Annotated in this window: 24 protein-coding genes; 12 read left to right on the top strand and 12 right to left on the bottom strand. The window is 66.3% G+C overall.

The annotated features are described in order from the left end of the window. The first annotated feature begins 58 nt into the window (after nucleotides 1-58). Complete coding sequence (locus LAQ58_RS07865; protein ID WP_224450047.1) at nucleotides 59-1,402, top strand: isochorismate synthase; 1,344 nt, start codon at nucleotides 59-61, stop codon at nucleotides 1,400-1,402. Between the two features lie 55 nt (nucleotides 1,403-1,457). Here the strand turns inward: LAQ58_RS07865 and LAQ58_RS07860 are convergent, their stop codons facing one another. Continuing rightward, a complete protein-coding gene (locus LAQ58_RS07860; RefSeq protein WP_224450046.1) occupies nucleotides 1,458-1,691 on the bottom strand; it encodes a hypothetical protein in 234 nt (77 codons plus the stop codon). A gap of 133 nt (nucleotides 1,692-1,824) precedes the next feature. Here LAQ58_RS07860 and menD point away from each other — a divergent pair, with 133 nt between their 5' ends. The 9 genes from menD (at nucleotide 1,825) to LAQ58_RS07820 (ending at nucleotide 11,565) form a co-directional block, all read left to right on the top strand. Further along, nucleotides 1,825-3,594: a 2-succinyl-5-enolpyruvyl-6-hydroxy-3-cyclohexene-1-carboxylic-acid synthase gene (menD, locus tag LAQ58_RS07855; protein WP_224450045.1), complete on the top strand. Its 1,770-nt coding sequence runs from the start codon at nucleotides 1,825-1,827 to the stop codon at nucleotides 3,592-3,594. Between the two features lie 48 nt (nucleotides 3,595-3,642). Further along, nucleotides 3,643-3,771, top strand: a complete 129-nt coding sequence (locus tag LAQ58_RS18915) for a hypothetical protein (RefSeq protein WP_255595049.1) — start codon at nucleotides 3,643-3,645, stop codon at nucleotides 3,769-3,771. 266 nt (nucleotides 3,772-4,037) lie between these two features. Beyond that, nucleotides 4,038-4,565, top strand: a complete 528-nt coding sequence (locus LAQ58_RS07850) for a DUF8215 family protein (protein ID WP_224450044.1) — start codon at nucleotides 4,038-4,040, stop codon at nucleotides 4,563-4,565. 54 nt (nucleotides 4,566-4,619) lie between these two features. Then, on the top strand, nucleotides 4,620-5,867 hold the full coding sequence (locus LAQ58_RS07845; protein WP_224450043.1) for a hypothetical protein: 1,248 nt from the start codon (nucleotides 4,620-4,622) through the stop codon (nucleotides 5,865-5,867). Nucleotides 5,868-5,932: 65 nt separating this feature from the next. After that, complete coding sequence (locus LAQ58_RS07840) at nucleotides 5,933-6,844, top strand: 1,4-dihydroxy-2-naphthoyl-CoA synthase (RefSeq protein WP_224450042.1); 912 nt, start codon at nucleotides 5,933-5,935, stop codon at nucleotides 6,842-6,844. A gap of 156 nt (nucleotides 6,845-7,000) precedes the next feature. Further along, complete coding sequence (locus LAQ58_RS07835; protein ID WP_224450041.1) at nucleotides 7,001-7,948, top strand: 1,4-dihydroxy-2-naphthoate polyprenyltransferase; 948 nt, start codon at nucleotides 7,001-7,003, stop codon at nucleotides 7,946-7,948. 1 nt (nucleotide 7,949) lies between these two features. Further along, a complete protein-coding gene (locus tag LAQ58_RS07830) occupies nucleotides 7,950-9,026 on the top strand; it encodes a mandelate racemase/muconate lactonizing enzyme family protein (RefSeq protein ID WP_224450040.1) in 1,077 nt (358 codons plus the stop codon). Between the two features lie 93 nt (nucleotides 9,027-9,119). Further along, entirely contained in the window at nucleotides 9,120-10,700 is a 1,581-nt protein-coding gene (locus LAQ58_RS07825; protein ID WP_224450039.1) for a long-chain-fatty-acid--CoA ligase, read from the top strand. Then, nucleotides 10,693-11,565: an enoyl-CoA hydratase/isomerase family protein gene (locus tag LAQ58_RS07820; protein ID WP_224450038.1), complete on the top strand. Its 873-nt coding sequence runs from the start codon at nucleotides 10,693-10,695 to the stop codon at nucleotides 11,563-11,565. Before LAQ58_RS07825 ends, LAQ58_RS07820 begins: the two co-directional genes overlap by 8 nt. An 86-nt stretch (nucleotides 11,566-11,651) precedes the next feature. Here LAQ58_RS07820 and LAQ58_RS07815 read toward each other — a convergent pair whose 3' ends face one another. The 3 genes from LAQ58_RS07815 to LAQ58_RS07805 all read right to left on the bottom strand — a co-directional run bounded on the left by LAQ58_RS07815 (nucleotide 11,652) and on the right by LAQ58_RS07805 (nucleotide 14,398). Continuing rightward, nucleotides 11,652-12,809 carry a carboxylate--amine ligase gene (locus tag LAQ58_RS07815; protein ID WP_224450037.1) on the bottom strand — a complete coding sequence of 386 codons (1,158 nt, stop codon included), beginning with the start codon at nucleotides 12,807-12,809 and terminating at the stop codon, nucleotides 11,652-11,654. Nucleotides 12,810-13,014: 205 nt separating this feature from the next. Next, the gene (locus tag LAQ58_RS07810; protein ID WP_224450036.1) at nucleotides 13,015-13,179 is read right to left on the bottom strand and encodes a hypothetical protein; all 165 of its coding nucleotides are present in this window, start codon (nucleotides 13,177-13,179) and stop codon (nucleotides 13,015-13,017) included. 289 nt (nucleotides 13,180-13,468) lie between these two features. Continuing rightward, nucleotides 13,469-14,398 carry an alpha-amylase family protein gene (locus tag LAQ58_RS07805; protein WP_224450035.1) on the bottom strand — a complete coding sequence of 310 codons (930 nt, stop codon included), beginning with the start codon at nucleotides 14,396-14,398 and terminating at the stop codon, nucleotides 13,469-13,471. Nucleotides 14,399-14,550: 152 nt separating this feature from the next. Between LAQ58_RS07805 and LAQ58_RS07800 the strand changes: the two genes are divergently transcribed. Beyond that, on the top strand, nucleotides 14,551-14,994 hold the full coding sequence (locus LAQ58_RS07800) for an ester cyclase (RefSeq protein WP_224450034.1): 444 nt from the start codon (nucleotides 14,551-14,553) through the stop codon (nucleotides 14,992-14,994). A gap of 318 nt (nucleotides 14,995-15,312) precedes the next feature. On the opposite strand, the gene pyrI is transcribed toward LAQ58_RS07800, so the two are convergent. The 6 genes from pyrI to gdhB all read right to left on the bottom strand — a co-directional run bounded on the left by pyrI (nucleotide 15,313) and on the right by gdhB (nucleotide 20,942). After that, the gene (gene pyrI / locus LAQ58_RS07795; RefSeq protein WP_224450033.1) at nucleotides 15,313-15,777 is read right to left on the bottom strand and encodes an aspartate carbamoyltransferase regulatory subunit; all 465 of its coding nucleotides are present in this window, start codon (nucleotides 15,775-15,777) and stop codon (nucleotides 15,313-15,315) included. Continuing rightward, nucleotides 15,774-16,700, bottom strand: coding sequence for an aspartate carbamoyltransferase (gene pyrB, locus LAQ58_RS07790; protein WP_224450032.1), 927 nt, complete (start codon nucleotides 16,698-16,700; stop codon nucleotides 15,774-15,776). Before pyrB ends, pyrI begins: the two co-directional genes overlap by 4 nt. A gap of 110 nt (nucleotides 16,701-16,810) precedes the next feature. After that, nucleotides 16,811-17,335 carry an SHOCT domain-containing protein gene (locus LAQ58_RS07785; protein ID WP_224450031.1) on the bottom strand — a complete coding sequence of 175 codons (525 nt, stop codon included), beginning with the start codon at nucleotides 17,333-17,335 and terminating at the stop codon, nucleotides 16,811-16,813. A gap of 75 nt (nucleotides 17,336-17,410) precedes the next feature. Continuing rightward, nucleotides 17,411-18,667 (bottom strand): Glu/Leu/Phe/Val family dehydrogenase, encoded by a 1,257-nt coding sequence (locus LAQ58_RS07780; protein WP_224450030.1) that lies wholly within the window; start codon nucleotides 18,665-18,667, stop codon nucleotides 17,411-17,413. 72 nt (nucleotides 18,668-18,739) lie between these two features. After that, nucleotides 18,740-19,582, bottom strand: coding sequence for an HpcH/HpaI aldolase/citrate lyase family protein (locus LAQ58_RS07775; RefSeq protein ID WP_224450029.1), 843 nt, complete (start codon nucleotides 19,580-19,582; stop codon nucleotides 18,740-18,742). An 82-nt stretch (nucleotides 19,583-19,664) separates the two neighbouring features. Further along, complete coding sequence (gene gdhB / locus LAQ58_RS07770; protein ID WP_224450028.1) at nucleotides 19,665-20,942, bottom strand: glutamate dehydrogenase GdhB; 1,278 nt, start codon at nucleotides 20,940-20,942, stop codon at nucleotides 19,665-19,667. Between the two features lie 225 nt (nucleotides 20,943-21,167). Here gdhB and LAQ58_RS07765 point away from each other — a divergent pair, with 225 nt between their 5' ends. Continuing rightward, on the top strand, nucleotides 21,168-21,632 hold the full coding sequence (locus LAQ58_RS07765) for a MaoC family dehydratase (RefSeq protein ID WP_224450027.1): 465 nt from the start codon (nucleotides 21,168-21,170) through the stop codon (nucleotides 21,630-21,632). 178 nt (nucleotides 21,633-21,810) lie between these two features. On the opposite strand, the gene LAQ58_RS07760 is transcribed toward LAQ58_RS07765, so the two are convergent. Together LAQ58_RS07760 and LAQ58_RS07755 are read right to left on the bottom strand one after the other, a co-directional pair. Next, the gene (locus LAQ58_RS07760) at nucleotides 21,811-22,191 is read right to left on the bottom strand and encodes a DUF5658 family protein (RefSeq protein WP_224450026.1); all 381 of its coding nucleotides are present in this window, start codon (nucleotides 22,189-22,191) and stop codon (nucleotides 21,811-21,813) included. A 146-nt stretch (nucleotides 22,192-22,337) separates the two neighbouring features. Next, nucleotides 22,338-24,092 (bottom strand): acyl-CoA carboxylase subunit beta, encoded by a 1,755-nt coding sequence (locus LAQ58_RS07755; RefSeq protein ID WP_224450025.1) that lies wholly within the window; start codon nucleotides 24,090-24,092, stop codon nucleotides 22,338-22,340. Nucleotides 24,093-24,159: the final 67 nt, after the last annotated feature.

Genomic DNA, 24,159 nt, shown 5'->3' with positions numbered 1-24,159 from the left:
CGTAAAGGTCGACGACGAAAGGTGGGGTTCAAAACCCTCGCGTCCTAACCGGGAGTAGATGAACCCGGCGCAGCGCGACCAGCAGGTGACGGCGTCGCACGCGGACGCGACGCTCGTGAGCCGGTCCTGCGAGGTTCCGGACGTTTCGTTTCGGGCTTTCCTCGCCGACCAGAACGCCCCGCGAGTCCACTGGGCCTCACCCAACGGACTCGAGCTCGTCGGCGGCGGCGCGGCCGCCCACCTCACCGCGTCGGGACGCGACCGCTTCGACCGCCTCCGCGACGAGGCCGACGCCGTCTTCGCCGACGTGGACCACGAGGGCCCAGCGGCGACGCGCCCGCGGATGCTCGGCGGTCTCTCGTTCAACGCCGACCACGAGGAGACGCCGCCATGGGCCGGTTTCGCGGCGGCGACGTTCGTCCTTCCGCGCGTGCAGTTGACCCGCGGCGACGACGCGACGTGGCTGACGGTCGCCGAGTACAATCCGGACGCGACGCCAGAGACGGCCGAGGCGTCCCTGGAGACGGCGCGCGACTCGCTCTCTGAACTCCCGATGATGCGTCCGAGCGGCGGGTCGCCCGGCGTCGTCGACCGACAGTGGCGCACGTCCAAAGCCGAGTGGACGACGCAGGTCGAGCGCGTCACCAAACGCATCCAGTCGGGCGACTTGCTGAAAGTCGTGCTGGCGACGGCGCTCGACCTCGAACTGGCCGAGGCGGTCGACATCCCCGACGTGCTCGAACGACTACGCCGGACGTACCCCGAATGTTACCGGTTCCTCGTTCAGCCGACCGACGAGGCGGCGTTCTTCGGTCCGCCGCCGGAGCGCCTCGTCAAATGTGACGGTCGAATCGTCGAGACGGAGGCGCTCGCGGGATCGATGCCGCGGGGCGAGACGCCCGAGGACGACGCCGACTACGCCGCCTCGCTGCTGGAGAGCGAGAAACTCCAGCACGAACAGCAACTCGTCGCCGACACCATCTGCGAAAAGTTGGAGCGCTTCGGCGACGTGACCGCCCGCAACAAGCGCATCCGCAAACTGAGCAACATCCAACACCTCCAGACGCCGATTTCGGCGAGGCTCGACGGCGACACGCACGTCCTCTCGCTGGTCGAAGCGCTGCATCCGACGCCCGCCGTCGGCGGCCTGCCGCTAGAGGCGGCGCTGGAGACGATTCGCCAGACTGAGTCGTTCGACCGCGGCTGGTACGCCTCGCCCGTCGGCTGGTTCGACGGTGACGGCGACGGCGAGTTCGCCGTCGGCATCCGCTCGGGCGTCGCTGGGGGGATGCAGGCGACGCTGTTCGCGGGCAACGGCATTGTCGGCGACAGCGACCCCGAGGCCGAATGGGAGGAGCTCCAGCCGAAAGTGCGGCCGATTCTCGACGAGTTAGAGCGGTAGTTGACCGGCAGGGTGTCGAGAGATCCAGTTCTCCGATTCGCCCGCCGACGTGTCGCTACTCGTCGTCGCCGACGACCGCCTGGTCGGACTCCGACGGCGTGTAGTCCCACTTGTCGTACTCGTCGGCAAACTCGGCGTAGTAGTCCGCCTTCCGGCGGAGGCGCGGGACGATCTCCCGCAGGGTGTACCCCTCGCGTCGGAGGCGACGGACGAGGTGGAGAATCTCGTGGTCTAACTGGTCCTTCGAGTCGATATCGTACTGTTCGACGAGCGCGTTTTCGTCGTTCACGGTCGCCCGTTGACGCGGTCCGTTATAGGCTTCTTGAGGGGCAGCGGCGACGACCCCGGACCGTCGGGCCGACTCCGGACCGACTCGAAGCTATCACGCCGCCTATTTGACGGCGCGTGCCAACGTCCAAGCAATGACCGCGCCGAACCGAAACACGCTGTGGGCGCGAGCGCTCGCCGACGAACTCGCCGAGGCGGGCGTCTCCGCCGTCTGCATCGCGCCGGGGAGTCGCTCGACCCCGCTGACGGTCGCGTTCGCCCGACACGACGACATCCACGTCTTCTCGCACCTCGACGAACGCTCGGCGGCATACTTCGCGCTCGGCCGGGCGCGTCGAACCGGCGACGTGACCCCGCTCGTCTGTACCTCCGGTACCGCCGCCGCGAACTTCCACCCAGCCGTCATTGAGGCGTCGCAAGCGCGCGTGCCGATGCTCGTGTTGACCGCCGACCGCCCACCGGAGCTCCGCGACTCCGGCGCGAATCAGACCATCGATCAGGAGAAGCTCTACGGCGACTCCGTCCGGTGGTACAAGGACCTCCCCGAACCCGAGGCGACGGACCGAAAACTCCGCGGCCTCCGCACGACGGCGCACCGCGCGCTCGCGAAGGCGACCGGCACCCCCTCGGGACCGGTCCATCTCAACGTTCCGTTCCGCAAGCCGCTCGAACCCGTTCCGGTCGACGGCGACGTGCCCCCAGACCTCTCGCCGCTCGCCGCCGATGGTCGAGACAGCCGCGGCGGACGCAGCGGCGCGTACGTCCAGACGACTCGCGGAGTGCCGCAGTTGGACGACCGGGAACTCCAGCAGGTTGCGGAGGCGCTCTCGGCCGAACGCGGTCTCGTCGTCGCCGGTCCCGCCGACCCCCCGGGTGTCGACCCGGAGGCGATGGCCGTCTTCGCACACGGCACCGGATTTCCGGTGCTCGCTGACCCGCTTTCGGGCCTCCGGTTCGGCGGCCACGTCCGCACGACGCCCGTCGTCGGCGGCTACGACGGCTTCCTCGCCGACGAGGCCGTCGCCGACTGGCCCGATCCCGAAGTCGTGCTCCGAATCGGGGCGTCGCCGACCTCGAAACCGCTCAGAAAGTACCTCGCGCGGACCGACGCCCGGCAGTTGGTCGTCGACCCCGCCGCCGAGTGGCGCGAGGCCGAGTTCGCGGCCTCGGACCTCGTCGTCGCCGACCCCTCGCGCCTCGCGGCGCACGTCGCTCGCCTCGTCTCCGGTCCCGACAGTTCGGCGTGGCGCGACCGGTGGCTCTCGGCCGACCGCGAGCACTGGGCGGCGGTCGACGAGACGGACGACCCGTTTGAGGGCCGGATTCTCGCCGACGTGGTCGATCTAGCGCCCGACCCGTTGACGCTGTTCGTCTCCAACAGTATGCCCGTTCGCGACCTCGACCGCTTCGCCCGGCCCTCCGAGGAGAACGTCACCGCGCTCGGCAACCGCGGCGCGTCGGGCATCGAAGGTATCATCTCGACGGCGCTCGGTGCGGGTAGCGCGACGACCGACCCACTGACGCTCGTCGTCGGCGACCTCGCGTACTACCACGACATGAACGGGTTGCTGGCGCTCGGGCGATGTGACGTGGACGCGACGGTTGTCCTCGTCAACAACGACGGCGGCGGCATCTTCCACATGCTCCCCATCGAGCAGTACGACCCGCCGTTCACCTCGCAGTTCAAGACGCCACACGGTCTCGACTTCGAGGCGACCGGCGACCTCTACGACCTCGAGTTCGAGTGCGTCGACGGTCGAGACGCGTTCCGCGAGGCGTACGCGGAGTCCGTCGCGAACAGCGGCACGCAGGTCATCGAGATGCAGACCGACGCTGAGGAAAGTCATCGGACTCGCGAGGCGCTCCACGAGCGCGTCGTCGAACGGGTCGCGGAACTCGACTGACGACCCGCACCGTCGAACTTTTGACGAGTCCGCGAGAGCCTCGGGTTAATGCCCTCCGACGCGTGGAAAGTCCCGACGTGGCTGCTCGTTGCTGCCGTCTTCGCCTACTCGATAATTATCGTCCAACGGCCGCTCTTAGGAGTGTTCGCGGCCACCATCGTCTACTTCGCCGGCTGATTCGTCGGCGAGTTCCTCTCCGCCGGAACGCTCTCCAGTGCGTTCTCGTCGACTCGCGCCGCCGTCACGGCCGCCCTCACCGTACTGATACTAGCGTACTCATTGATAATCACCCAAGAGATTATGCTCGGCGTCCTGACGACGGGACTGGTAGTCGCCGTCGCGTCGCTGACGAGTCCGACAGGGCCGCTCGCGACGCTGCGCGAACGGTAAGCGGCTACGATTACGAGCGGAGTTTTAGGTGCTCCGAGCCGAATGTTTCGCGTATGGCCCCCCAGCGTCGCGGCACCGATCCGTCGACCGAGCAACGACAGCTCCGCCCGCGCGAGGAGTCGGACGGACTCGGTCGCGTCTTGGAAGACCTCTTCTCCGGCGGCGGCGCGGTAGCCTTGTTGACGATTCCCGCCATGTTCTGGGTGCTCTCGGTCACGGCTAGACAGAGCCTTCTCGCCGCTGCCGCCGTCGTCTTCGTCTTCGGCGTCGCCTTCGTCTCGCTCGCCGTGTCGGTGAGCGCGTTCCGCGGCGATTGGTTCGGCGTCGGTCCGGCGTGGCCGCCGCGCTCGTACGCGCTGGCTGGCATTCGCGTCGTCGGGTACAACGTCGCGCTCTGGGCGGCGACCAACCTCGCACTCCTCCCGGCGATCCCGGAGGGGCCGCGCGTCGGCGTCGGGGCGGTCTCCGGCAATCTCGTCGGCGTCGGCGTCGCCGCCGTCGTCCCGGTCGTCGCCACCGCGGCGCTGCTCAGGCTCTGTCACGCGATTCACCGGTTCAGGACGGCGGAGGGCTACGGCTGAACCGCGTCGGAGCGGAACCGACCTTTACCACCCGCGGCACCGTTGTCTCCTCCGATGGTGGAATCCAGTGAGTACGCCGAGCGGCGTGACACGTCCGTCACGGTCGACTCTGTCGACGAAGACGGCGCGCCGGAGGTGAACGTCGGCGTTCTGGTCGCTCACTCGTCGGGCGTCGAGGCGGGCCGCTTGCAGAATTTCGCCCGTGAGGTCGTCGACCGGGCGCAAGAGACGCTGGAACGGGCGACCGGCGCATCGTGGCGGTTCCACGACGAGCACCCGATTCGGCTTCCGAACGACGAGGCGCGCCGACCGTCGGATTTCCTCGACGCGGCGACGCGGGCGATGGTCGACGGTCCGTACGACGCGATGTTCGTCGTCACCGATGCCCCCGTCGTTTCTCGTCGTCGAAAGGAGGTCCCCGGACTGACGTCGCCCGTCAGTCGGGTCGCGGTCGCCTCCTCGCGCCGGCTTGTGAAGAGTACGCGCGGGGAACCGCTGCGCGAGTTGGACGACCCGACGGTGGTCACCAACGGGGCGACTCTGCTCTTGCATCTGTTCGGTCACGTACTTGACCTCGACCACCGCGAAGACTCCGTCATGGCCCCCTTCGACTTCGATCCGGACCGGCGGGACCTCCCGAGCTTCGCCCCCGACCGTCGACCGACGCTACGCGCTCACGCAAAGCGGATGAGCGACGAGGAGGAGCTCCGTCGGGGGGTCGCCGGGCGGCTTCGACTGTACGCCTCCAGCCTCCTCACAAACCCTTCCCGAGTGGGACGGTCGCTAGTTCGGAACCGAGCACCGCTGTTACCGCTGTCGCTGCCGGGGTTGGCAACGGCGGCGGTCACACCGACGCTCATCCTCGTGTTCAGCGCCGAGGCGTGGGACGTCGGTATCCACCTCTCGGACGGCGTTGCCGCCCTGTTTGCGGCGGTGAGCATCGTCGCCGCTGCGACGTACCTGATGTCGGTGCACAACCTCGCCTTTCCCCGAAAGGAGCGGAACGTCCTCACACGGCACATGGCGCTCACGAACGTCGTCGTCTACCTCACGCTCGTGACGGCCGTCGCCGGGTTGTTCCTGTTCGTCGGAGCGCTGATGCTCACGATAGAGCTGCTGGTCTTCCCGCAGAATCTCATCCAGACGTGGCCCAGTCTCGAAGCTCCGACGGTCTCGCTGCTCGACCTCGTCCGCACGGCGAGCTTCATCAGCACTCTCGGCGTCGTCACGGGCGCGCTCGCGGGTGGACTCGAGAGCAGGACGGTCGTCCGTCACCTGGCGCTGTTTCTCGACCGGCCGTGAGAGTGATCGTGGTGTCCGGACCGTCCGACGGGAATCTTTTTGGACGCTCCACTCGCGCCTCCGATATGGTTTCGGAGCTTTTCGACCCCGAGCGCTGGGAGCAGGTCACCACCGACTTCTCGGACGTCACCTACCACCGCGCCGTCGACGCGCCTGTCGTCCGCATCGCCTTCGACCGCCCCGAGGTTCGCAACGCCTTCCGTCCGGGGACGGTCGACGAACTCCACGCGGCGCTCGACCACGCCCGCAAGCAGGCCGACGTGGGCTGCGTCCTCCTGACGGGTAACGGTCCCTCGGAGAAGGACGGCGGCTGGGCGTTCTGCTCCGGCGGCGACCAGTCGGTCCGCGGCGGCTCCGGCTACGAGTACCGCGGCGACGACGAGGCAGCCGAAGACGACGACCCCGCGGTGAAGACGGCGAAGGCGGGTCGACTGCACATCCTCGAAGTCCAGCGGCTCATCCGCTTCATGCCGAAGCCCGTCATCGCCGTCGTTCCCGGGTGGGCCGTCGGCGGCGGCCACTCGCTGCACGTCGTCTGCGACCTGACGCTGGCCTCCGAGGAGCACGCGAAGTTCCTCCAGACCGACCCTGACGTGGCGTCGTTCGACGGCGGCTTTGGCTCCGCGTACCTCGCCCGGCAGGTCGGCCAGAAGAAAGCCCGCGAGATCTTCTTCCGTGGGAAGACCTACTCGGCCGAGGAGGCCGTCGAGATGGGGATGGCGAACGAGGCGATTCCGCACGCGGAGTTAGAGGACGTCGCCTTCGAGTGGGCCGAGGAGATAACGAGCAAGAGTCCGATGGCAATTCGGATGCTGAAGTTCGCGTTCAACGCCGTCGACGACGGGATAGTCGGCCAGCAGATCTTTGCGGGGGAGGCGACGCGACTCGGCTACATGACCGACGAGGCGAAGGAAGGAAGAGACGCGTTCTTAGAGAAGCGGAAGCCGGACTTCGGCCAGTTCCCCTGGCACTACTAACGCACTTTTTTAGCGGGTGGCGTCGAGCGCCTTCGGCGCGCTCAACCCCCGCCAATCGTCGAACAACCAGCGCTCGAAGAGGAGAACGAGATTTCCCGAGAGGTCGCCGACCCGACATGCCAAATTTGACGACACCCTAGCTCCGAGACGAAGCCAATGAGTACGCAGAACATCTCGCGCCGGAAGGCGTGGGTCATCGCGGCGCGGCCGCAGACGCTCCCGGCCGCCGCCGCGCCGGTCGTCGTCGGCGTCGGGTTCGCGCTCCACGACTCGGTGTTCGCCTTCTGGCCCGCCGTCGCCGCGCTCGTCGGCGCGGCGCTCATCCAGATCGGAACGAACTTCGCGAACGACTACTACGACGCGGTTCAGGGCGCGGACACCGAAAATCGGGAGGGGTTCACCCGTGTGACGGCGGGCGGCCTCATCGCACCCGAGGAGGTGAAGCGGGCGATGTATCTCACCTTCGCCGTCGCCATTCTCTTGGGCACCTATCTCGTCTACGTGGGCGGCGTCCCCATCCTCGTCATCGGCCTGCTCTCGGTCGCCAGCGGCATCGCCTACACCGGCGGCCCGTACCCGCTCGGCTACCACGGGTTGGGCGACGTCTTCGTCTTCGTCTTCTTCGGTCTCGTCGCCGTTACGGGGACGTACTACGTCCAGGCCGTCTCCATTCTCTCGGACCCGCTTACGGTGGGGATTCCCGCCGGGACCGTTCCGCTCGAGGTGATTATCGCCTCGCTGCCCATCGCGGCCATCTCGACGAACATCCTCGTCGTCAACAATATCCGCGACAGGGAGGAGGACGCGACGACGGGCAAGCGGACGCTCGCCGTCCGCTACGGCTACGGCTTCGCGCGGGCGGAGTACGTCGCAATGCTCGTCCTCGCGTATGCCGTTCCGGTGTACTTCGCCGCCGTCGAGAGCTTCTCGTGGACGGCTCTCCTCCCGCTTCTGACGTTCCCGCTCGCGGTGCGAGTCACGAAAACCGTCGCCACGGAGACGAAGGGCGAGAAACTGAACCCGGCGTTGGAGCGGACAGGAAAGCTGCTGGCGGCGTACGCCGTCTTATTCGCCGTCGGCGTGGTTCTCGGGACAGTGGTCTGAGATGCGGCGCGCGAAACTCGAACTCGAACCGTTTTCGCTACGCCTGAAAAAGCCGCTCGGAACCGCGAAGGGCGAGATTGGCGAGCGCTGGGGGTTCCTCGTCGGGGTCGAGACCGACGACGGTGTACGCGGCATCGGCGAGGCAACGCCGCTTCCGGGATGGACCGAGTCGTACGAGGAGTGCCGCGCCCGGTTGGAGGAGATGCGGGACACCGCAGGCAAGGGACGCGAATTCGACACGGAGACGCTCGGGTCGGCGGCCCGCCACGCGGTGAATCTCGCGAGGATGGACGCAGAGGCTCGCGCGAAGGGTATGGCGCTGCACGAGCGGCTCGCCGATCGCTTCGGGACGAGGCGCGACGGCGTCGACCGATCGACGACCGTCCCCGTCAACGCCACCGTCGGCGATGGCTCGGTCGACGAAACCGTCTCTGCGGCCGAAACGGCCGTCGAAAACGGCTTCGACTGCCTCAAGCTGAAAGTCGGCGCGAGGGCGTTTGAGGAGGACGAGAAACGGCTCCGGGCGGTGCGTGACGCCGTCGGCGACGACGTGGTTCTCAGAGCCGACGCCAACGGCGCGTGGGAGCGCGAGACGGCGAGTGCGGCCGTCGACCTGCTTTCTGCGCTCGGCTTCGCGTACATCGAACAACCGCTCGCGGCCCGCGACCTGAGCGGTCACGCCGAGTTGAGAGACCGCGGCGTCGGCATCGCGCTCGACGAGACGCTGTACGACTCGTCGGTGTCGCTCCCGCTGAACCTCCGCAAGCACGCCGACGCGGTGATTCTCAAGCCGATGGCGCTCGGCGGACCGGGACCGACGCTGTCGCTCGCGCGATATCTCCGGCGAAGCGACGTCGCGCCCGTCGTCACGACCACCGTCGACGCCGCTGTCGCCCGCGCCGCCGCCGTCCACGTCGCCGTCGCGATTCCTGAGGTTCCGCCGTGCGGTCTCGCCACCGGCGACCTGCTCGCGGAGGACCTCGTCGACGACCCGGTACCGGTGACCGACGGCGAAATTGCGGTTCCCGAAGGACCGGGTATCGCCGGCAACGCGCTCGACTGTTTGCTCTGGGACTGAGCGAAAACGAGAGACGATCGCCACCCGATGCAGTTCATCATCGTTGTTCGAAACAAACCTTTTAGCGACAGCCTACATGGGATGAGATGGCACATGACAAATTTAGTCACAAACATCGCGGAGACCGTCGAGGAACATCCTGACAACCTCGCGATGAGCTTCAAAGGCACCGACCTGAGCTATCGAGAGCTCTGGGGGCAGACCGGGGCCTTCGCCTCCGGACTCGCGGATTCGGGCGTCGGCGAAGGCGACCGGGTCGCCATCTACCTCCCGAACCTCCCGCAGTTCGTCGTCGCGTTCCACGGCACGCTCCGAGCGGGGGGCGTCGTCGTCCCGATGAACCCACAGTACAAGGCCCGCGAAATCGGCCACCTCTTGGCCGACAGCGGCGCGAAAGTCGTCGTCGCCCTCTCCGACCTCGTCCCGTTCGTCGAGGAGGTCAAAGACGAGACTGACGTCGAACACGTCGTCGGCGTCGGCGGCGAGACGGCGGACGCGACGTCGTTCGAGGCGTTCTGCGGCGACCCCGAGTTCGAGACGGTCGACCGCGACGACGACGCCGAGGCAGTCCAGCCGTACACGTCGGGGACGACTGGTCAACCGAAGGGCGTCCTCCTCACCCACCACAACCTCGCGTCGAACGCCGAGCAGTCCATCGCCATCATCCCCGACGGCATCCGCGACGACGACAAGCAACTGGGCGTACTGCCGCTGTTCCACATCTACGGCATGACCGTCGTGATGAACGCGACGCTGTTCGGCGGCGGCGCGTACTACCCGCTGCCGTCGTGGGACGCCCAGGAGGCGATGTCGCTCGTCGCCGACGAGGACCTCACGCTGATGCACGGCGTGCCCGCGATGTACAACGACGTGATAAACCAGCCGAACGCCGAGGAGTTCGACCTCTCGTCGCTGCGCCTCTGCGGCGTCGGCGGCGCGGGCATCCCCGCCGAAGTTCTCAGGAGATTCGAGGAACTCTACCCGGTGAAGATTTTCGAGGGCTACGGCCTCACCGAGACCAGTCCCGTCACCCACTTCAACACGCCCACGGAGGGTCGTCGCGTGGGCAGCATCGGCAAGACGCTTCCCGGCGTCGACGCGCGCATCGTCACCGAGGAGTTCGAGTTCGTCGACCCCATTTCCGAGGGGCCCGTCGACGAGGACGAAGTCGATTTGGACGAGATCACGGGCGAACTCGTCGTCAGCGGCCCGAACGTGATGAAGGGGTACTACAACCTCCCCGGGGCGAACGCGGAAGCGTTCACCGAGCGAGATGGGACGCGCTGGTTCCACACAGGCGACATCGGTTACCACGACGAGGACGGCTTCTTCTACGTCGTCGACCGCGAGAAGCACATGATCAACACCGCGGGCTACAACGTCTACCCGCGGGAGGTTGAGGAGTTGCTGTTCGAACACGACGCCGTCGCCGCCGCCGCCGTCGTCGGCATCCCGGACGACCGCCGCGGCGAGACCGTCAAGGCGTTTATCGTCCGCGCGCCCGGCGCGGAGGTGACCGCCGACGAGATTCGGGAGTACTGTCTGTCGAACCTCGCCGAGTACAAACACCCCCGCGAGGTCGAGTTCGTCGACGAACTCCCGCGGACGACGACAGGGAAGGTCCAGAAGTTTGAACTCGTCGGCGACGCGGAGACTGAAGCATCGGATGACTGACGGCGATACAGGCGACGAGAGCGGTGCCGACGCTGACGCCGACAACTACGACACCGACGCTGGCGACGACACCGAGCCCGTCATCCTCGACAGGGACGAAGAGACGGGCGTCGCCACCATCACGCTGAACAACCCCGGCCTCCGCAACGCGCTCACCGCCGACGTCGCCGACGGCATCGTCGACGCCCTCGACGAACTGGAGGGAACCGACACCCGCTGCGTCGTCGTCACCGGGTCGGAGGGGTCGTTCTCGGCGGGCGGCGACGTGAACGCGATGATGGAACTGCAGTCGGGCGAGTGGAGCCTCGACGAAGCCGTTCGGCACATCATCCAGAACACGGGTCGGTGCGTCCAGCGACTCGCCGAGTGCGAGTTTCCGACCGTGGCGAAGATCGAGGGTGTCGCCGTCGGCGCGGGCGCGAACGTCGCCATCGCCTGCGACGTGCAGCTGATGAGCGGGGAGGCCCGGATGGGGTTCGGGTTTCGTCAGGTGGGTCTCGCCGTCGACTCCGGCACCTCCTACCTGCTTCCTCGAATCGTCGGCGACAACGTGGCAAAGGAACTCGTCTTCACCGGCGAGTTGCTCGACGCGGATCGGGCGCTGGAGTTGGGTCTGGTCAACCACGTCTACGCCGACGAGGCGTTCGACGAGCGGGTCGATGCGTTCGTCGAGAAAATCGCGACGGGACCGACCGTCGCCCTTCGAACCTCGAAACGGCTTCTCGACCAGGGGCGGGAGCTATCGCTCTTGTCGGCCATCGCCAACGAGGCGGCCGCCCAGTCGGCAGTGTTCGAGACGGCCGACCACACCGAGGGCGTCGAATCGTTCGTCGGAAAGCGGTCGCCCGAGTTCCGCGGCGAGTAGGAGTTGAACGGTTACGGCGCTCATGACTGTTCACGGCATTCCGCGGCTTACGACGCTCACGACGGTTCACGGCGCCGTACCGCAACTCACAGCGCCTTCTTCATCTGCCCGAGCGAGACGTTGAGAGCGCCGCGGACGAACGGCATCGGGTCGTCAGCGCTGAAGTAGTCGATGTTCCGGTGTCTCGGGCGGTACATCGACTTGGCCATCTCGGTGACGGTCGTCGTGAGCGTCGGCGGGTCGACGAACGACTCCCCGTCGGCGAGGACGCTCGTCAGGTGAGCGATTTCGCCGCGGAGCAGGTGGGTGGCCACGTCCTCCTCGTACGGCTCCTCAGCGTCGACGGAGACGGGTTCGCCATTGGCCGTCTGCCAGAAGTACAGCGGGAAGTCGGCTCCGGCGCGAACCGAACAGGGAAGCGACACCCAGACGCGCGGGTTTATCTCCATCAGCGTGAACTCGCCGCTGTCGACGTCGCGTTTGAACTGGACGGAAGCGAACCCGTGCCAGTCGAGTTCGTCCAACAGCGCGCACCCAGCCCGCTCCAACTCGGGGATGCGGACCGTGCGCCGATAGACGCTCGTCCCTCCGGCGTAGCTCCAGCCGCGGAGCTGGTGTTTCTGACACGTCGCCACGGGTTCTCCGTCGTCGTAGAGCGCCCATAGCGCGTACTCGTTGCCGTCGACGAACTCCTGGGCGATGGGGTCGTGGCGCATCTCGCCGCGAATCGATCCGACGTCGGGTTCGGTTCCCGCCTCGAGATACCGCGTCGAACCCGAATCGAGCAGTTTCCGCGGCGGAACCGACGGTTCGTACTCGTGGGTGAGCACCGCGTATCGACCCTTGGCGATGCGGTTTTCGCTCCAGTCGTCGACCTCGCTCAACAGTTGCGTTTCCGGGGTGCTCACGCCCGCGCCGTCGGCGATGTCGACGAGGCGTCGACGGTCGTGGACCGCTCGAAGTTGCTCGAACGACGGCCACAGCGTCGAGACATGTTCGGCGAACGCCTCGCGGCGTCTCGCCAGCGCGAACACGTCGGCTTCCCGCATCGGAACGAGCGTCCGCACGTCCGGTCGTTCGGCGAGCGACAGCAACGCGTCCTCGTAACCCCGGAGGTCCTCGGCGGGGTCGGGAACGACGTGACTCTCGGCGCTGTAGCGAGAGGAGAAACCCGAAGCCGTCGGACGCTCCGAAACCGTAATCGGTCTGACGCCGTGACGGCCGAGCGACCTTACGAAGCTCACACAGCTCGGCGCGCTAACCGCGGGGACAACCACCGACGCCGTTCCCGGTTCGGAGGTGCTCATGCCGTGAGTGACACGGCGGAGTTATTCAAACTCGGTATACCCCGCTACGGGGAACTATTCACCAAAAAATCACATTCCGGCGGTAGGTGCCGGCGACCGATGGGTCGGTCGAACGTGTCGGCTCCCGCCCCCCGCCGACTGCTCACCGACCACTCATCACGTTCGTCGACCCGCAGTCGGGACAGCGCGTCATCTCACCCAACCGCGGTACCTCGATTTGGTCCCACTGCTCGCTGCCGGGCGGAGCCTCGAATCCACAGTTGAGACATCGCGAGTGCGCAGTCAGGTCGGATGTTTCGGATTCCATGTGCCGTGATACCGTACGTATCGAAGTGGCAAAATCGTTCGGTGGTTCCGGGTGTCGAGGCGCGAGAACCGTGACGATACAGAGCGAGCCGCGACGGCGCGCGAACTAAGCCCGTCGGACCCCGAGAGGACGTATGGCAGAGTCGAGAGAAACGACCGGTCGGATATTGCTGGCGCTCGCCGCGTTCGCAGTGTTCATGACGATTCTCGGTATCGCCGTCGTCTGGGCGATGAGCTACGGGCCGCTCTGAGCGGGCAGTGGGACGTGTACGGCGGGCGAGCGTCGAAACTCACTCGTCGCCGTACGTGACGCCCTCGCGGGCGTCGGCGCGCTTGCGGCGCACCGCGGCGGCGGCGTTACTCGCGTCGTAGCCGAAGAACACGTCGTTCGCGTACGCTTCTGCGACTTCCGTCGCGTGGATGAGGTCGTCGACGTCGACGTTGACAGCGTAGAGTTCGATGGAGAACTGCGTCCCCTCGCCGTCGCCTTCACCCGACGGTGGCGAGGTACCGTCGGGCGTCCAGTTCAGCCGACTCTGGAACCCCTTGGCGATGGTTTCGAGCCAGTAGGTCGTCCCGTAGTGGATGTCGTACAGGGGGACGACGAACTCGTCGACGTGTTCCTCCAAGGCCTCGATGTCGAGACCGGCGCGCGTGTACAGATGGCCCGGATACGGGTCCGGATAGAGGGTGAGATACGTCCGACCGGGAATGCGCTCGGCGGCGTCGGCGACGAACTCGGTGATGACCGACGCGCGCCACGCGAACCAGTCGTCTAACTCGCTATCTCGCGGGCGATGCCTGCTCGATTCTTCGGCGGAACGCTGTTCCGCCCACTCGTCGAAGAGTCGCTCGCAGCGCTCGCAGTGACAGTAGCCCTCGCGGGGAAAGCCCACGTCGTCGAGGCGCACGTCGGCGTTCTCGGCTGCGCAGTCCTCGATGATCTCGAGCAAGCCCTCGCGGTACTTCTCGTTGGTCGGGCAGATGTACGCCCAGTCGAAGTACGTCCGGTCGCGGGTGGCGGGCTCACCGTCCTCGTTCAGCGGGACGAGTTCGGGCGTCTCGTCGGCGGCGGCGTTGTCGCCGAAACACGAGACCATGTTGACTGCGTTCGAGAGCGGCGCGGCCGCGCGACCGGTGACGTCTTTGACCTCGTAGAACCCGGCGTCGAAATCCGGCCACTCGACTTCCTCGGCGTTGCGCGTGACGACCCCGTACATGCCCGTCGGTTGGCGACGGCCCGCCCTAAGTCGTTCGCTCCGGGCATCGACCCACAGCGCGGTACGACAGCGCCACCGACAGTCCCGAGCGTCCGCGAAAACGCTCATCTCCGTGTGCGATCTACTGACACCCTGCGAACGAGGTGACGAAGATGGCACAGCGAACCGAGGAACGAGAGCGGCGAAACGAGACGACCGTCAGGCGATTCTTCGACGAACTGGTAGTCGAGGGCAACTACGATATCGCGGACGAGGTGCTGACGGAGACCTACGTCCGCCACGAGATGGGACCGAACCCCGAACTGACGGGGCGCGAGGCGTTCACGGCGTTCATCGAGGGGTTGAGAGGCGGGTTCAGCGACGTGCGCGTCGACATCGACGAACTGCTCGTCGTCGACGACTACGTGGTCGTTCGGGCGACAGAGCGGGGCACCCACGACGGCGAGTTCGCGGGTCTTCCGCCGACGGGCGAGCAGTTCGAGGTGGGTGGTATCGTCATCCACCGACTCGAAGACGGGAAAATCGCCGAGACGTACGCCTGCTGGGACATGCTCGGCATGCTCCGACAACTCGGCGTCGACCCGCTGGCGGCGTAACGATGGTCGACGCGAGCCGACGGCGTCGGTCGGCGAAGAAACTCGACGCAGTCGCTCGGCGGACGAGAAGAGAAAAACGGTGGCCGGGCGAGGCTTACGCCTCGACTTCGACTTCGACGGGCTCTGCGCCGCCGGATGCGAGGACGTAGACGAGCGTCATCATCGCCAGTACGAGTACGAGTTTTGCCTTTCCGGACATGGCCTCGGATACAGTGGGGGGGTACAAAGGTATTGTGACCAAATCCGGCGTATCCATCCTCTATCTACGGGTTCGGATGCTCTCGAACGACCGTGTTCGGTCGAATCGCCGTCTCCGCGTTACGTCTGCACGTCGAGGTGGTCGGCAATACCGTCGCGGATGATGCTGTCGCAGTAGGCGCAACGTACCCCGTCGTCGACCACGGTGAACTTCGAGGCGATGGGTTCGCCGTCGTTGGTGATGCAGTTGCGGTTCGGACACGAGAGCAACCCGACGACGCCGTCGGGGCGGTCGACGCGGCTCTTCTCGACGACGTCGTAGTCGCGGATGATGTTGATGCTCGCCTCCGGCGCGATGAGCGACAGCACCTCGACCTCCGACTGGCTCAATTCGCGGTCTTCGACCTTCACCACGTCCTTGCGGCCGAGGCGGTCGCTCGGGACGTTCATCCCGATGCTGACGCCCTCGCCCTCGGAACCGTCGATGCCGAGGATGGCGAGGACGTTCAACGCCTGCCCGGCGGCGACGTGGTCGATGACGGTGCCGTTTCGGATCTTCGAGACGCGGAGTTCGTGGTCGCTCATCGTCCACCCTCCGTGGCCCGCGTCAGCAGTCCGTCCAGCAGCGCCATCCGAACCGGAATTCCGTTGTGCGCCTGCTCGAAGTATGTCGCGTACTGCGTCTCGTCCACCTCGGGCGCGATCTCGTCGACGCGCGGCAGCGGGTGCATCACGCTCAGGTCGTCGCGGGCGGCGTCGAGCGTCTCGCTGTCGATTCGGTACTGCCCGGCGACGGCGCGGTACTCGTTCTCGTCGGGGAAACGCTCGCGCTGGATGCGCGTGACGTAGAGCACGTCGAGTTCGGGCAGCACCTCGTCGAGGTCGGTGTGTTCGCGGACCTGCGCGCCCGCCTCGTGGAGGTCGAATCGGACGTTCCGCGGCAGTCGGAGGCTCTCGGGGCTGATGAAGTGCTGGCGGACGTCGAAGTTCGTCAGCGCGTGCGCGAGCGAGTGCACTGTCCGGCCGTACTTGAGGTCGCCCATAATCCCCACCGAGAGGTCGTCCAACCCCGCCCGTTCGCGGATGGTGTAGAGGTCCAACAGCGTCTGACTCGGATGTTGGCCCGCGCCGTCGCCCGCGTTCACGAGCGGGACATCGACGAACTCCGAGGCCATCTTCGCCGCGCCCTCCGACGGGTGCCGAAGCACGATGGCGTCTGCGTAGCCCTCGACGACGCGGACTGTGTCGGCGAGCGTCTCGCCCTTCTTGACCGACGACGACTCGACGGTTCCCATGTCGACGGTGGTGCCGCCGAGGCGTTTCATCGCGGTGTCGAAGCTCATCTTCGTGCGCGTGCTCGGTTCGAAAAAGCAGAGCGCGAGCACCGCTCCCGCGTGCCGCTGACGGTAGGCCGCCGGGTCGGCGTCGATGGCCGCCGCCCGGTCGAGCACCGCCTCGATACGCTCCCGTGATAAGTTCGCCGCGGAGATGAGGTGGTCCTGACGCATCACGTACGAGCGGGTAGTGCAGCGACTTGAATCAACCGGGAGCGTGGTGTCCAGAACTATACAGTGTCGTGCAACTGAGAGCGAACGTCACCAGCGACGATGGAGGCGATTCAGTAGTTGCGGAGTCGGTCCGATTCGCTGTCGTCGTACTCGGTTCGTCGCCCGCTATCGGCGCCGTCGACACCGTCGTCTAGAATTCGGTCGAGTCGCCGCTCGAACTCCCGTTCGGAGAGTTCGCCGGCGGCGTAGCGTCGTTTTAGCATCTCGACGGGGTCTTCTCTCGGGCCTCTCGGCGCGAACCGCGAGGAGAGGTTCAGCGCCGCGGCCCAGTCGTTGCGAGCCTCCGCCCTGGCGGCGACTGCGCGGAGGCGTTCGCTCCGCGGGAGGCGCGCGCGCCGGGCGAGCGACCAGAGGAACAGGAATCCGAGGACGACGGTCGACACGGTGAGCACGACGGCGCCGGCGGCCCACGGAAACACCGCGGCCGCGAACGCGCCGAGCGGTTGGCCGAGCGACGCGAGGGCGACGAGCGCACCGAGACCGACGACGCCGAGAAGCGAGACGCTGACGACGACGAGGGCGAGGAAGGTGATGCCGAAGCTGTGGCGGCGAAGCCACGAGACGGGACCGGGCATAGGTCTCCGTAAGTCACGGTCGATGGTATATGCTACGGCCCGAGACCGAAACGAGAAGTCGGAACTCGTGACCGTCTACGGCCAGTTGCCGCCCTGTTCGTAGGCGTCGACGACGCGCTGGATGGCTACGACGTACGCCGCGGTTCGGAAGTTCGGCACGTCGTTGGACTCGTAGGCGTCGACGAGGTCTTCGAAGGCGTTGACGATGACCGTCTCCAGTTCGTCGTTGACGCGCTCCTCCGACCAGTGGAAGCGCTGACGGTTCTGGACCCACTCGAAGTACGAGACGGTGACGCCGCCCGCGTTCGCCAGAATGTCGGGGAGGACGGCCACGTCGCGCTCGGTGAGCACGTCGTCGGCCTCGGGAGTGAGCGGTCCGTTGGCCGCCTCGACGACGACGTCGGCCCGCACGTCGTGAGCGAGGTCGCCGTCGATGGCGTTTTCCAGCGCGGCGGGGACGAGGAGGTCGACGTCGAGCGTCAGCAGGTCCTCGTTGCTCATCTCCTCGGTCACACCGTCGAAGCCGCTGAGACTGCCCGTCTCGGCTTTATACTCCTTGGCCTCGCGCGCGTCGAAGCCGTCGGGGTTGTAAATCGCACCGCTGGAGTCGGAGGCGGCGACGACGTTCGCGCCGAGATCCTCGATGAGGTACGCCGCGATGGAACCGGCGTTACCGTAGCCCTGTACCGCGACCGTCGCGCCCTCCATCTCCTTGCCGAGGTAGTCGAACGCTTCTCGGGCGGTGAGCATCGTTGAGCGACCGGTCGCTTCGACGCGCCCCTCGCTGCCGCCGGAGTCGAGCGCTTTCCCGGTGATGACGCCGGGAGCGGTCGTGTTCTCCAGCGTTTCGTAGGTGTCCTTTATCCAGTTCATCTCCCGCTGGCCGGTGTTGACGTCGGGTGCGGGGATGTCCTTGTCCTCGCCAATGAACGGACGGAGTTCTTTGGCGAACGAGCGGGTGATGCGTTCGAGTTCGCTCTCGGTGTACTGGTCGGGGTCGATGACGATGCCACCCTTCCCGCCACCGTACGGAATGTCGACGACGGCGGTTTTGTAGACCATCCAGCCGGAGAGCGCCTTCACCTCGTCGCGCGAGACGCCCGGGTGGTAGCGAATCCCGCCTTTGTACGGCCCGCGGTCGCCGTTGAACTGCGAGCGGTACGCGCGAAACACTTCGAGATGGCCGTCGTCCATCTTCACCGAGAGGTTCGTCTCCAGCACGCGCTCGGGGTTTTTCAGCCGTTCGTGCACGTCCGGCGACACGTCCAGATACGCGGCCGCGTCGTCAATTTGCTCCTGTAGACTCTCGAATGGGTTTGCCTCCTCGGACATATGTTGTGACACACGTCTCGGAGGGCGATTAAAGCTTGCCGAAGCAACAGCAATCACCACCGGTGAGCGCGCTTATAACTCGCCCGCGGCCTCCGCCCGCGCTAATATGCGCTCGGCCTGCGTTACCAGCGGCCCGTCTATCATCTCGCCGTCGACCTGGAAGACGCCGCGGCCCTCGTCGTCGGCCTCCTCTTTCGCCGCGACGACCTTCTGCGCCCATTCGATCCGCTCGTCGCTCGGCGTGAACGCGTCGTTTATCACCGAAACCTGCGCGGGGTGGATGGCCATCTTCCCGTCGTATCCGAGCGTCGTCGCGTACGCTGTCTCCTTGGCGAGTCCCTCCGAGTCTCGGAAGTCGGTGTACACCATGTCGATGGCGTCGATACCCGCCGCGGCGGCGGCGATGACGACGTGTTGGCGGGCGTAGAGCACTTCCGTCGCCTCCTCGGTTCGCGTCGCCCCCACGTCCGCGGCGAGGTCCTCCGCGCCGAACAGCAGCGCGTCTGTCGCGGCGGCGGCCGCGATTTCGGCGGCCGAGAGCACCCCGGCCGCGTTCTCGACGAGTGCGAGAACCGGCAGGTCGCGGCCGTGTTCGGCCAATACGGCCGCGGCTTCGTCAACGTCCGACGCTGCGCCCACCTTGGGGAGCATCACCGCGTCAAGGCGGACGTCGTCGGCACCAAGAATCACGTCGAGGTCGGTCGTCGGGTCGACCAACCTCACGCACACCTCGGCGTCAGGGTCGAACTCGCGGTCGGAGAGCACGTCGTGGATCTCCTCGCGGGCGCCGTCCTTTCGTTCCGGCGAGACGGCGTCTTCGAGGTCAAAAACGACGGTGTCGGCGTCGCTCGTCGGCGCTTTCCGCATGAGTTCCGGACGGTCGCCCGGCGAGAAGAGGACGCTGCGTCGGGTCATAGTCGGACCGACGCGCGGCGGCGGTTTAACTTTCGGCGGTTCGGGTCGAACCGGAGACGGAGAATCGGATCGCGAGCGTTTCCTACGGCCAGAGTCCGCGGGCTTCGTGCGCCTCGGCGACGCGCGTGAGCGCCACGATGTACGCGGCGTCGCGCCACGTGACGTTCCGCTCGTCGACCTCTGCGCGGACCGCGTTCCACGCTTTCAGCATCTCCTGTTCGAGCTCCTCGTTGACGCGTTCGAGCGGCCACGCGCGGCGGTTGATGTCTTGGAGCCACTCGAAGTAGGAGACGGTTACCCCGCCGGCGTTCGCAAGAATGTCCGGAATCACGGGAATTCCGCGCTCCTCGAAAACGGTGTCCGCGGCCGACGTGGTCGGACCGTTCGCACCCTCAACGATCATCTCCGCCTGCACGTCGTTAGCATTGTCGGCGGTGAGAACGTTGCCGACGGCGGCGGGGATGAGGATGTCCACGTCGAGTTCCAGCAGGTCGCTGTTGCTCAGCGTCTCGGGGGCGTCGTAGCCCGAGACCATGCCGGGTTGTTCGTCGTGGCCCTCCACGTCCTTCGTGTCGAGACCGTCAGGGTCGTAGATGGCGCCGTCAACGTCGCTGACGGCGACGATCTTCGCACCCCGGTCGTCGAGGAAGCGCGCCGCGTTCGCGCCGACGCTGCCGAACCCTTGAACGGCGACAGTCGTCTCCGCGGGGTCCCAGCCGTAGTAGTTGATGGCCTCGCGGGTGATGATACCGACGCTGCGTCCGGGCGACTCCTCGCGGCCGTACGACCCGCCGATGGACGGCGGTTTACCGGTGACGACGCCCGGCGTCGTCTCGCCCTCCTGCATCGAGTAGGCGTCCATGAACCACGCCATCGTCTGCGGGTCCGTCCCCATGTCCGGGGCGGGGATGTCGTGCATCGGGCCGATGATGTCGCGGAGTTCCTCGGCGAAGCGCCGCGTGAGTCGCTCCTTTTCCTTCTCGCTGAGCGTCTTCGGGTCGACAACGATGCCGCCTTTGCCGCCGCCGAAGGGGATGTCCATCACGGCACACTTCCAGGTCATCCACATCGAGAGACCGACGCACTCCTCGGCGCTCACGTCAGGGTGGTAGCGCAGACCGCCTTTGAACGGCCCGCGGACGCTGTCGTGCTGCGCGCGGTAGCCGGTGAACACCGTCAGTTCGCCGGAGTCTCGGCGGAGCGGGACCGACACCTGGTGAACCTTGTCGGGGTACGACAGGCGCTCGATGATGCCCGAGTCGACGTCGACGTGCGCTGCCGCTCGCTCTAACTGTCGTCGGGCGGTCTGAACCGCCGACACCGATTCCTCCTCGACTTTCGATGTGCCTTTAGCTGCCATAGATGACTCTCTCGTGACTGTGTGTCGCAATCGCACAGTTCCGGTTCGACCGGTCCGGAGCGTTTGCCGTCGGGAGGCGCCTCCGGAGCATTCGTCTGGGGTTCCCCTCCGACCACCATAATAGTTGTTAATGTCTTTTGGTCAGGTCAGATTTTGCGAGGCGGCGAGCACGGAGCGTCAGCATCGACCGGTAAGATTTTGCGCCGACCGGGTGACGCCGCGAGCATGACCGGACGCTACTACGAGGAGTTCGAGGTGGGCGAGACCATCGAACACGAGACGCGTCGAACGGTGAGCGAGAGCGACAACCAGCGGTTCTGCGACATGACGATGAACCAGCAACCGCTCCATCTGGACGAAGCGTTCGCCGCCGACACCCAGTTCGGCGAGCGCCTCGTCAACGGTCTCTACACGATGAGCCTCGCCGTCGGCGTCTCGATCCCCGAAACCACCGACGGTACTATCGTCGCGAACCTCTCGTACGACGATGTCTCCCATCCCGCGCCGGTGTTCCACGGCGACACCATCCGCGCGCAGTCGACGGTGACAGAGAAGCGCGAGACGAGCGACGGCGAGCGTGGCGTCGTCACGATGCACGTCGAGGCGTTCGTCGTCGGCGACGGGCAGCGAGAGGAGGAGTTGGTCTGCGAGTTCGACCGGACGGTGCTGTCGCTGAAGCGCCCCGAGTAAGGCGAGTAGCGGGGTCGACGAGAGCAGTGGCGAACAGGCGGCCGCGTGGAATCGCCGCGGTCGGATGGCCGCTCACCCGCCTCGCCCGAACCGCGGTGACGGTCACGTCACGAGCGGAAGTGGTTCCGTTTTCGTTCAAAAAGGTGCGGACCGGGAAACGAGAGACGGAGTAGAGCCTTCAGAGCAGCGAGACGATGAGCGAACTGTTGATGCCGACGGCGACCCACGTCGGCAGCGAGAGGCCGGCGGGGACGACGAAGCGGTACAGCGCCGGGAGAATCTTCCACCCGACGTAGGCGACGGCGAGCGAGAACGTCTTGAGGAGGAGCATCGCCTCGACGACGCCGACCGTCTCCATCAGCGTCCGCGCAAGCGGGTTCATCTCCGCCAGTCCGAGTGAAAGACCGTACGCCGTGAGCGCCACGTCGAGGGCAAACCCGAGAAGCGCGAACGCCCAGAGATGGAGTTCAAACTGTGCGAGCGTCGCTACCGGTAAGTATCCCGCGGCGGTTCCGTTCGCTCCGACGCCCCCGAGACTGTTTACGTCCTCTTGACTCATATCGGCGGAGACGCGGGTACGACTCTTGGTAATCCGCAGCGTACTCGCTCCAAACGAGTCGCTACCCGTTCGGTAAGGAAGCGAAACAGTCGGGGAGAACTACCGAACGGGTCGCCTACGCGGCTGTGTTCGGCGGTAAGCCGAGATTACAGCACCGTGCCGTGCTTCTTGTCCGGAAGGTCCTTCTGGATGTCGGCGTAGAACTCGAACCGGTTGGCGAGTTCCCGTCTGAGGTCGCTCGGCGGAACGATCTCGTCGACGACGACTTCGCTCGCCATGCGGTGGATGTCGATGTCCCGGCGGTACTCCTCGCGGAGTTCCTCGGTCCGCTGCTTGCGTTCTTCGGGGTCTTCGATGGCGTCGAGTTTGTTCCGGTAAACGGCGTTGATGGCCGCCTCGGGACCCATAATACCGATTTCGCCCGACGGGAGGCCGATGACGCTCTCGGGGTCGTAAGCGGGGCCGCCCATCGCGTAGATGCCCGCGCCGTACGCTTTGCGGACGACGACGGTCTGTTTCGGTACGGTCGCCGACGACGTCGCGTAGATGAACTTCTTGCCCTTTTCAAGGATCGCGTCCTTCTCGACCTGCGACCCGGCCATGAAGCCCGGCGTGTCGCAGAGGTAGAGCAGCGGAATCTCGTAGGCGTCGCAGGTCCAGATGAACTCGGCGGCCTTCTCTGCGGCGTCGGGGAAGATAGCCCCCGAGCGCTCGGTCGGTTGATTCGCGACGACGCCGACCGGTCGACCGTCGATGCGGACGAACGCGGTGACGATTTCGGGACCGTACGCCGGTTTTAGCTCGAACACCGACTCCGCGTCGGCGACGCGCTCTATCAGGTCGAGCACGTCGTAGGCGCGGTTCGGAGACTCAGGGATGAGTTCGTCGATGCCGTCGGGACTGAATTTGGGCGGGTTGGGTTCGCTCCGCGGCGGCTTCTCGCCCGCCTTGTTCGGCAGGTACGTCATGAGGTCGGAGACGAGTTCCCGGGCGTGTTCCTCGTTGCGGGCGACGAGGTCGGCGCTGCCGGAGTGTTTCGCGTGCACCTCGGGACCGCCGAGCTCCTGCATCGAGATCTCCTCGCCGGTGACCATCTTCACCATCCGCGGCGACGCGATGGCCATCGCCGACATCTCCTCGACCATGATAGTGAAGTCGGCGAACACCGGCGTGTACGCCGCCCCGGCGATGCAGGGTCCGTAGAGCACGCAGATCTGGGGAACGTACCCAGAGAGCATCGAGTGGTTGTAGTAGTACTTCCCGATGCCCTCGCGGTTGGCGAAGAAGCCCGACTGCTGGTCGATGCGGCCGCCCGAGGAGTCCATCAGGTAGAGGACGGGTTTGCCGCTCTTGAGCGCGCGCTGCTGCATCCGGAGGAACTTCTCGACGCCGAGGCGGGCCATGCTCCCCGCCTTGACGGTGAAGTCGTTCGCCATGAAGTGGAGGTCGCGGCCCTCGAACTCGGCCGCGCCCGTCAGCAGGCCGTCGCCGGGCAGACGATTGCCTGGGTCTTCCTCTTCGATCTCGGGGCTGTCGGGGTGCCACTCGTCGAAGGCGGCGAACTTGCCGTCCTCGAACTTCAGTTCACAGTCTTCGCCGCCGAACCAGAGGTCGAGTCGGTCGCGGACGAACAGTTTCCCCTGCTCGGGCAGTCGATCCTTGTACTTCTCGGGACCACCGCCGAGGATGTCCTCGATTTCGGCGCGCAGCGCCGCCTCCCGCTCTCCGGGTTCGAGGTCGTCTTCGATGGGGTATGCGTCGGCCGGGGTCGTCGCCTCGGCGACCGGGTCGTCGCCGTCGCCGACGTGGACCGCTACGTCGGTTCGGAGGTGCGTCGCCAGCGCTCGGGCGATAGCGTTCGCTTCGTCGTCGCTCGCGCCGTCGCCGATGCGGACTTTCATACGCACGACTGCGCGAGGCGGTCGCAAATTGTTTTCCATGTAGAATCGGCTTGGCACCTCGAGAAAC

This window comes from Haloprofundus salilacus (assembly GCF_020150815.1).
In the GTDB taxonomy this organism is placed as follows: domain Archaea; phylum Halobacteriota; class Halobacteria; order Halobacteriales; family Haloferacaceae; genus Haloprofundus; species Haloprofundus salilacus.
This window is presented reverse-complemented; position numbering and strand designations above follow the sequence as displayed.

Excerpts from the sequence above, each read along its gene's own strand:
- LAQ58_RS07865 (WP_224450047.1), top strand. The coding sequence starts at position 59 with ATGAACCCGGCGCAGCGCGACCAGCAGGTGACGGCGTCGCACGCGGAC.
- menD (WP_224450045.1), top strand. The coding sequence starts at position 1,825 with ATGACCGCGCCGAACCGAAACACGCTGTGGGCGCGAGCGCTCGCCGAC.
- LAQ58_RS18915 (WP_255595049.1), top strand. The coding sequence starts at position 3,643 with ATGCCCTCCGACGCGTGGAAAGTCCCGACGTGGCTGCTCGTTGCTGCC.
- LAQ58_RS07850 (WP_224450044.1), top strand. The coding sequence starts at position 4,038 with ATGGCCCCCCAGCGTCGCGGCACCGATCCGTCGACCGAGCAACGACAG.
- LAQ58_RS07845 (WP_224450043.1), top strand. The coding sequence starts at position 4,620 with ATGGTGGAATCCAGTGAGTACGCCGAGCGGCGTGACACGTCCGTCACG.
- LAQ58_RS07840 (WP_224450042.1), top strand. The coding sequence starts at position 5,933 with ATGGTTTCGGAGCTTTTCGACCCCGAGCGCTGGGAGCAGGTCACCACC.
- LAQ58_RS07835 (WP_224450041.1), top strand. The coding sequence starts at position 7,001 with ATGAGTACGCAGAACATCTCGCGCCGGAAGGCGTGGGTCATCGCGGCG.
- LAQ58_RS07830 (WP_224450040.1), top strand. The coding sequence starts at position 7,950 with ATGCGGCGCGCGAAACTCGAACTCGAACCGTTTTCGCTACGCCTGAAA.
- LAQ58_RS07825 (WP_224450039.1), top strand. The coding sequence starts at position 9,120 with ATGACAAATTTAGTCACAAACATCGCGGAGACCGTCGAGGAACATCCT.
- LAQ58_RS07820 (WP_224450038.1), top strand. The coding sequence starts at position 10,693 with ATGACTGACGGCGATACAGGCGACGAGAGCGGTGCCGACGCTGACGCC.
- LAQ58_RS07810 (WP_224450036.1), bottom strand. The coding sequence starts at position 13,179 with ATGGAATCCGAAACATCCGACCTGACTGCGCACTCGCGATGTCTCAAC.
- LAQ58_RS07805 (WP_224450035.1), bottom strand. The coding sequence starts at position 14,398 with ATGTACGGGGTCGTCACGCGCAACGCCGAGGAAGTCGAGTGGCCGGAT.
- LAQ58_RS07800 (WP_224450034.1), top strand. The coding sequence starts at position 14,551 with ATGGCACAGCGAACCGAGGAACGAGAGCGGCGAAACGAGACGACCGTC.
- pyrI (WP_224450033.1), bottom strand. The coding sequence starts at position 15,777 with ATGAGCGACCACGAACTCCGCGTCTCGAAGATCCGAAACGGCACCGTC.
- pyrB (WP_224450032.1), bottom strand. The coding sequence starts at position 16,700 with ATGCGTCAGGACCACCTCATCTCCGCGGCGAACTTATCACGGGAGCGT.
- LAQ58_RS07785 (WP_224450031.1), bottom strand. The coding sequence starts at position 17,335 with ATGCCCGGTCCCGTCTCGTGGCTTCGCCGCCACAGCTTCGGCATCACC.
- LAQ58_RS07780 (WP_224450030.1), bottom strand. The coding sequence starts at position 18,667 with ATGTCCGAGGAGGCAAACCCATTCGAGAGTCTACAGGAGCAAATTGAC.
- LAQ58_RS07775 (WP_224450029.1), bottom strand. The coding sequence starts at position 19,582 with ATGACCCGACGCAGCGTCCTCTTCTCGCCGGGCGACCGTCCGGAACTC.
- gdhB (WP_224450028.1), bottom strand. The coding sequence starts at position 20,942 with ATGGCAGCTAAAGGCACATCGAAAGTCGAGGAGGAATCGGTGTCGGCG.
- LAQ58_RS07765 (WP_224450027.1), top strand. The coding sequence starts at position 21,168 with ATGACCGGACGCTACTACGAGGAGTTCGAGGTGGGCGAGACCATCGAA.
- LAQ58_RS07760 (WP_224450026.1), bottom strand. The coding sequence starts at position 22,191 with ATGAGTCAAGAGGACGTAAACAGTCTCGGGGGCGTCGGAGCGAACGGA.
- LAQ58_RS07755 (WP_224450025.1), bottom strand. The coding sequence starts at position 24,092 with ATGAAAGTCCGCATCGGCGACGGCGCGAGCGACGACGAAGCGAACGCT.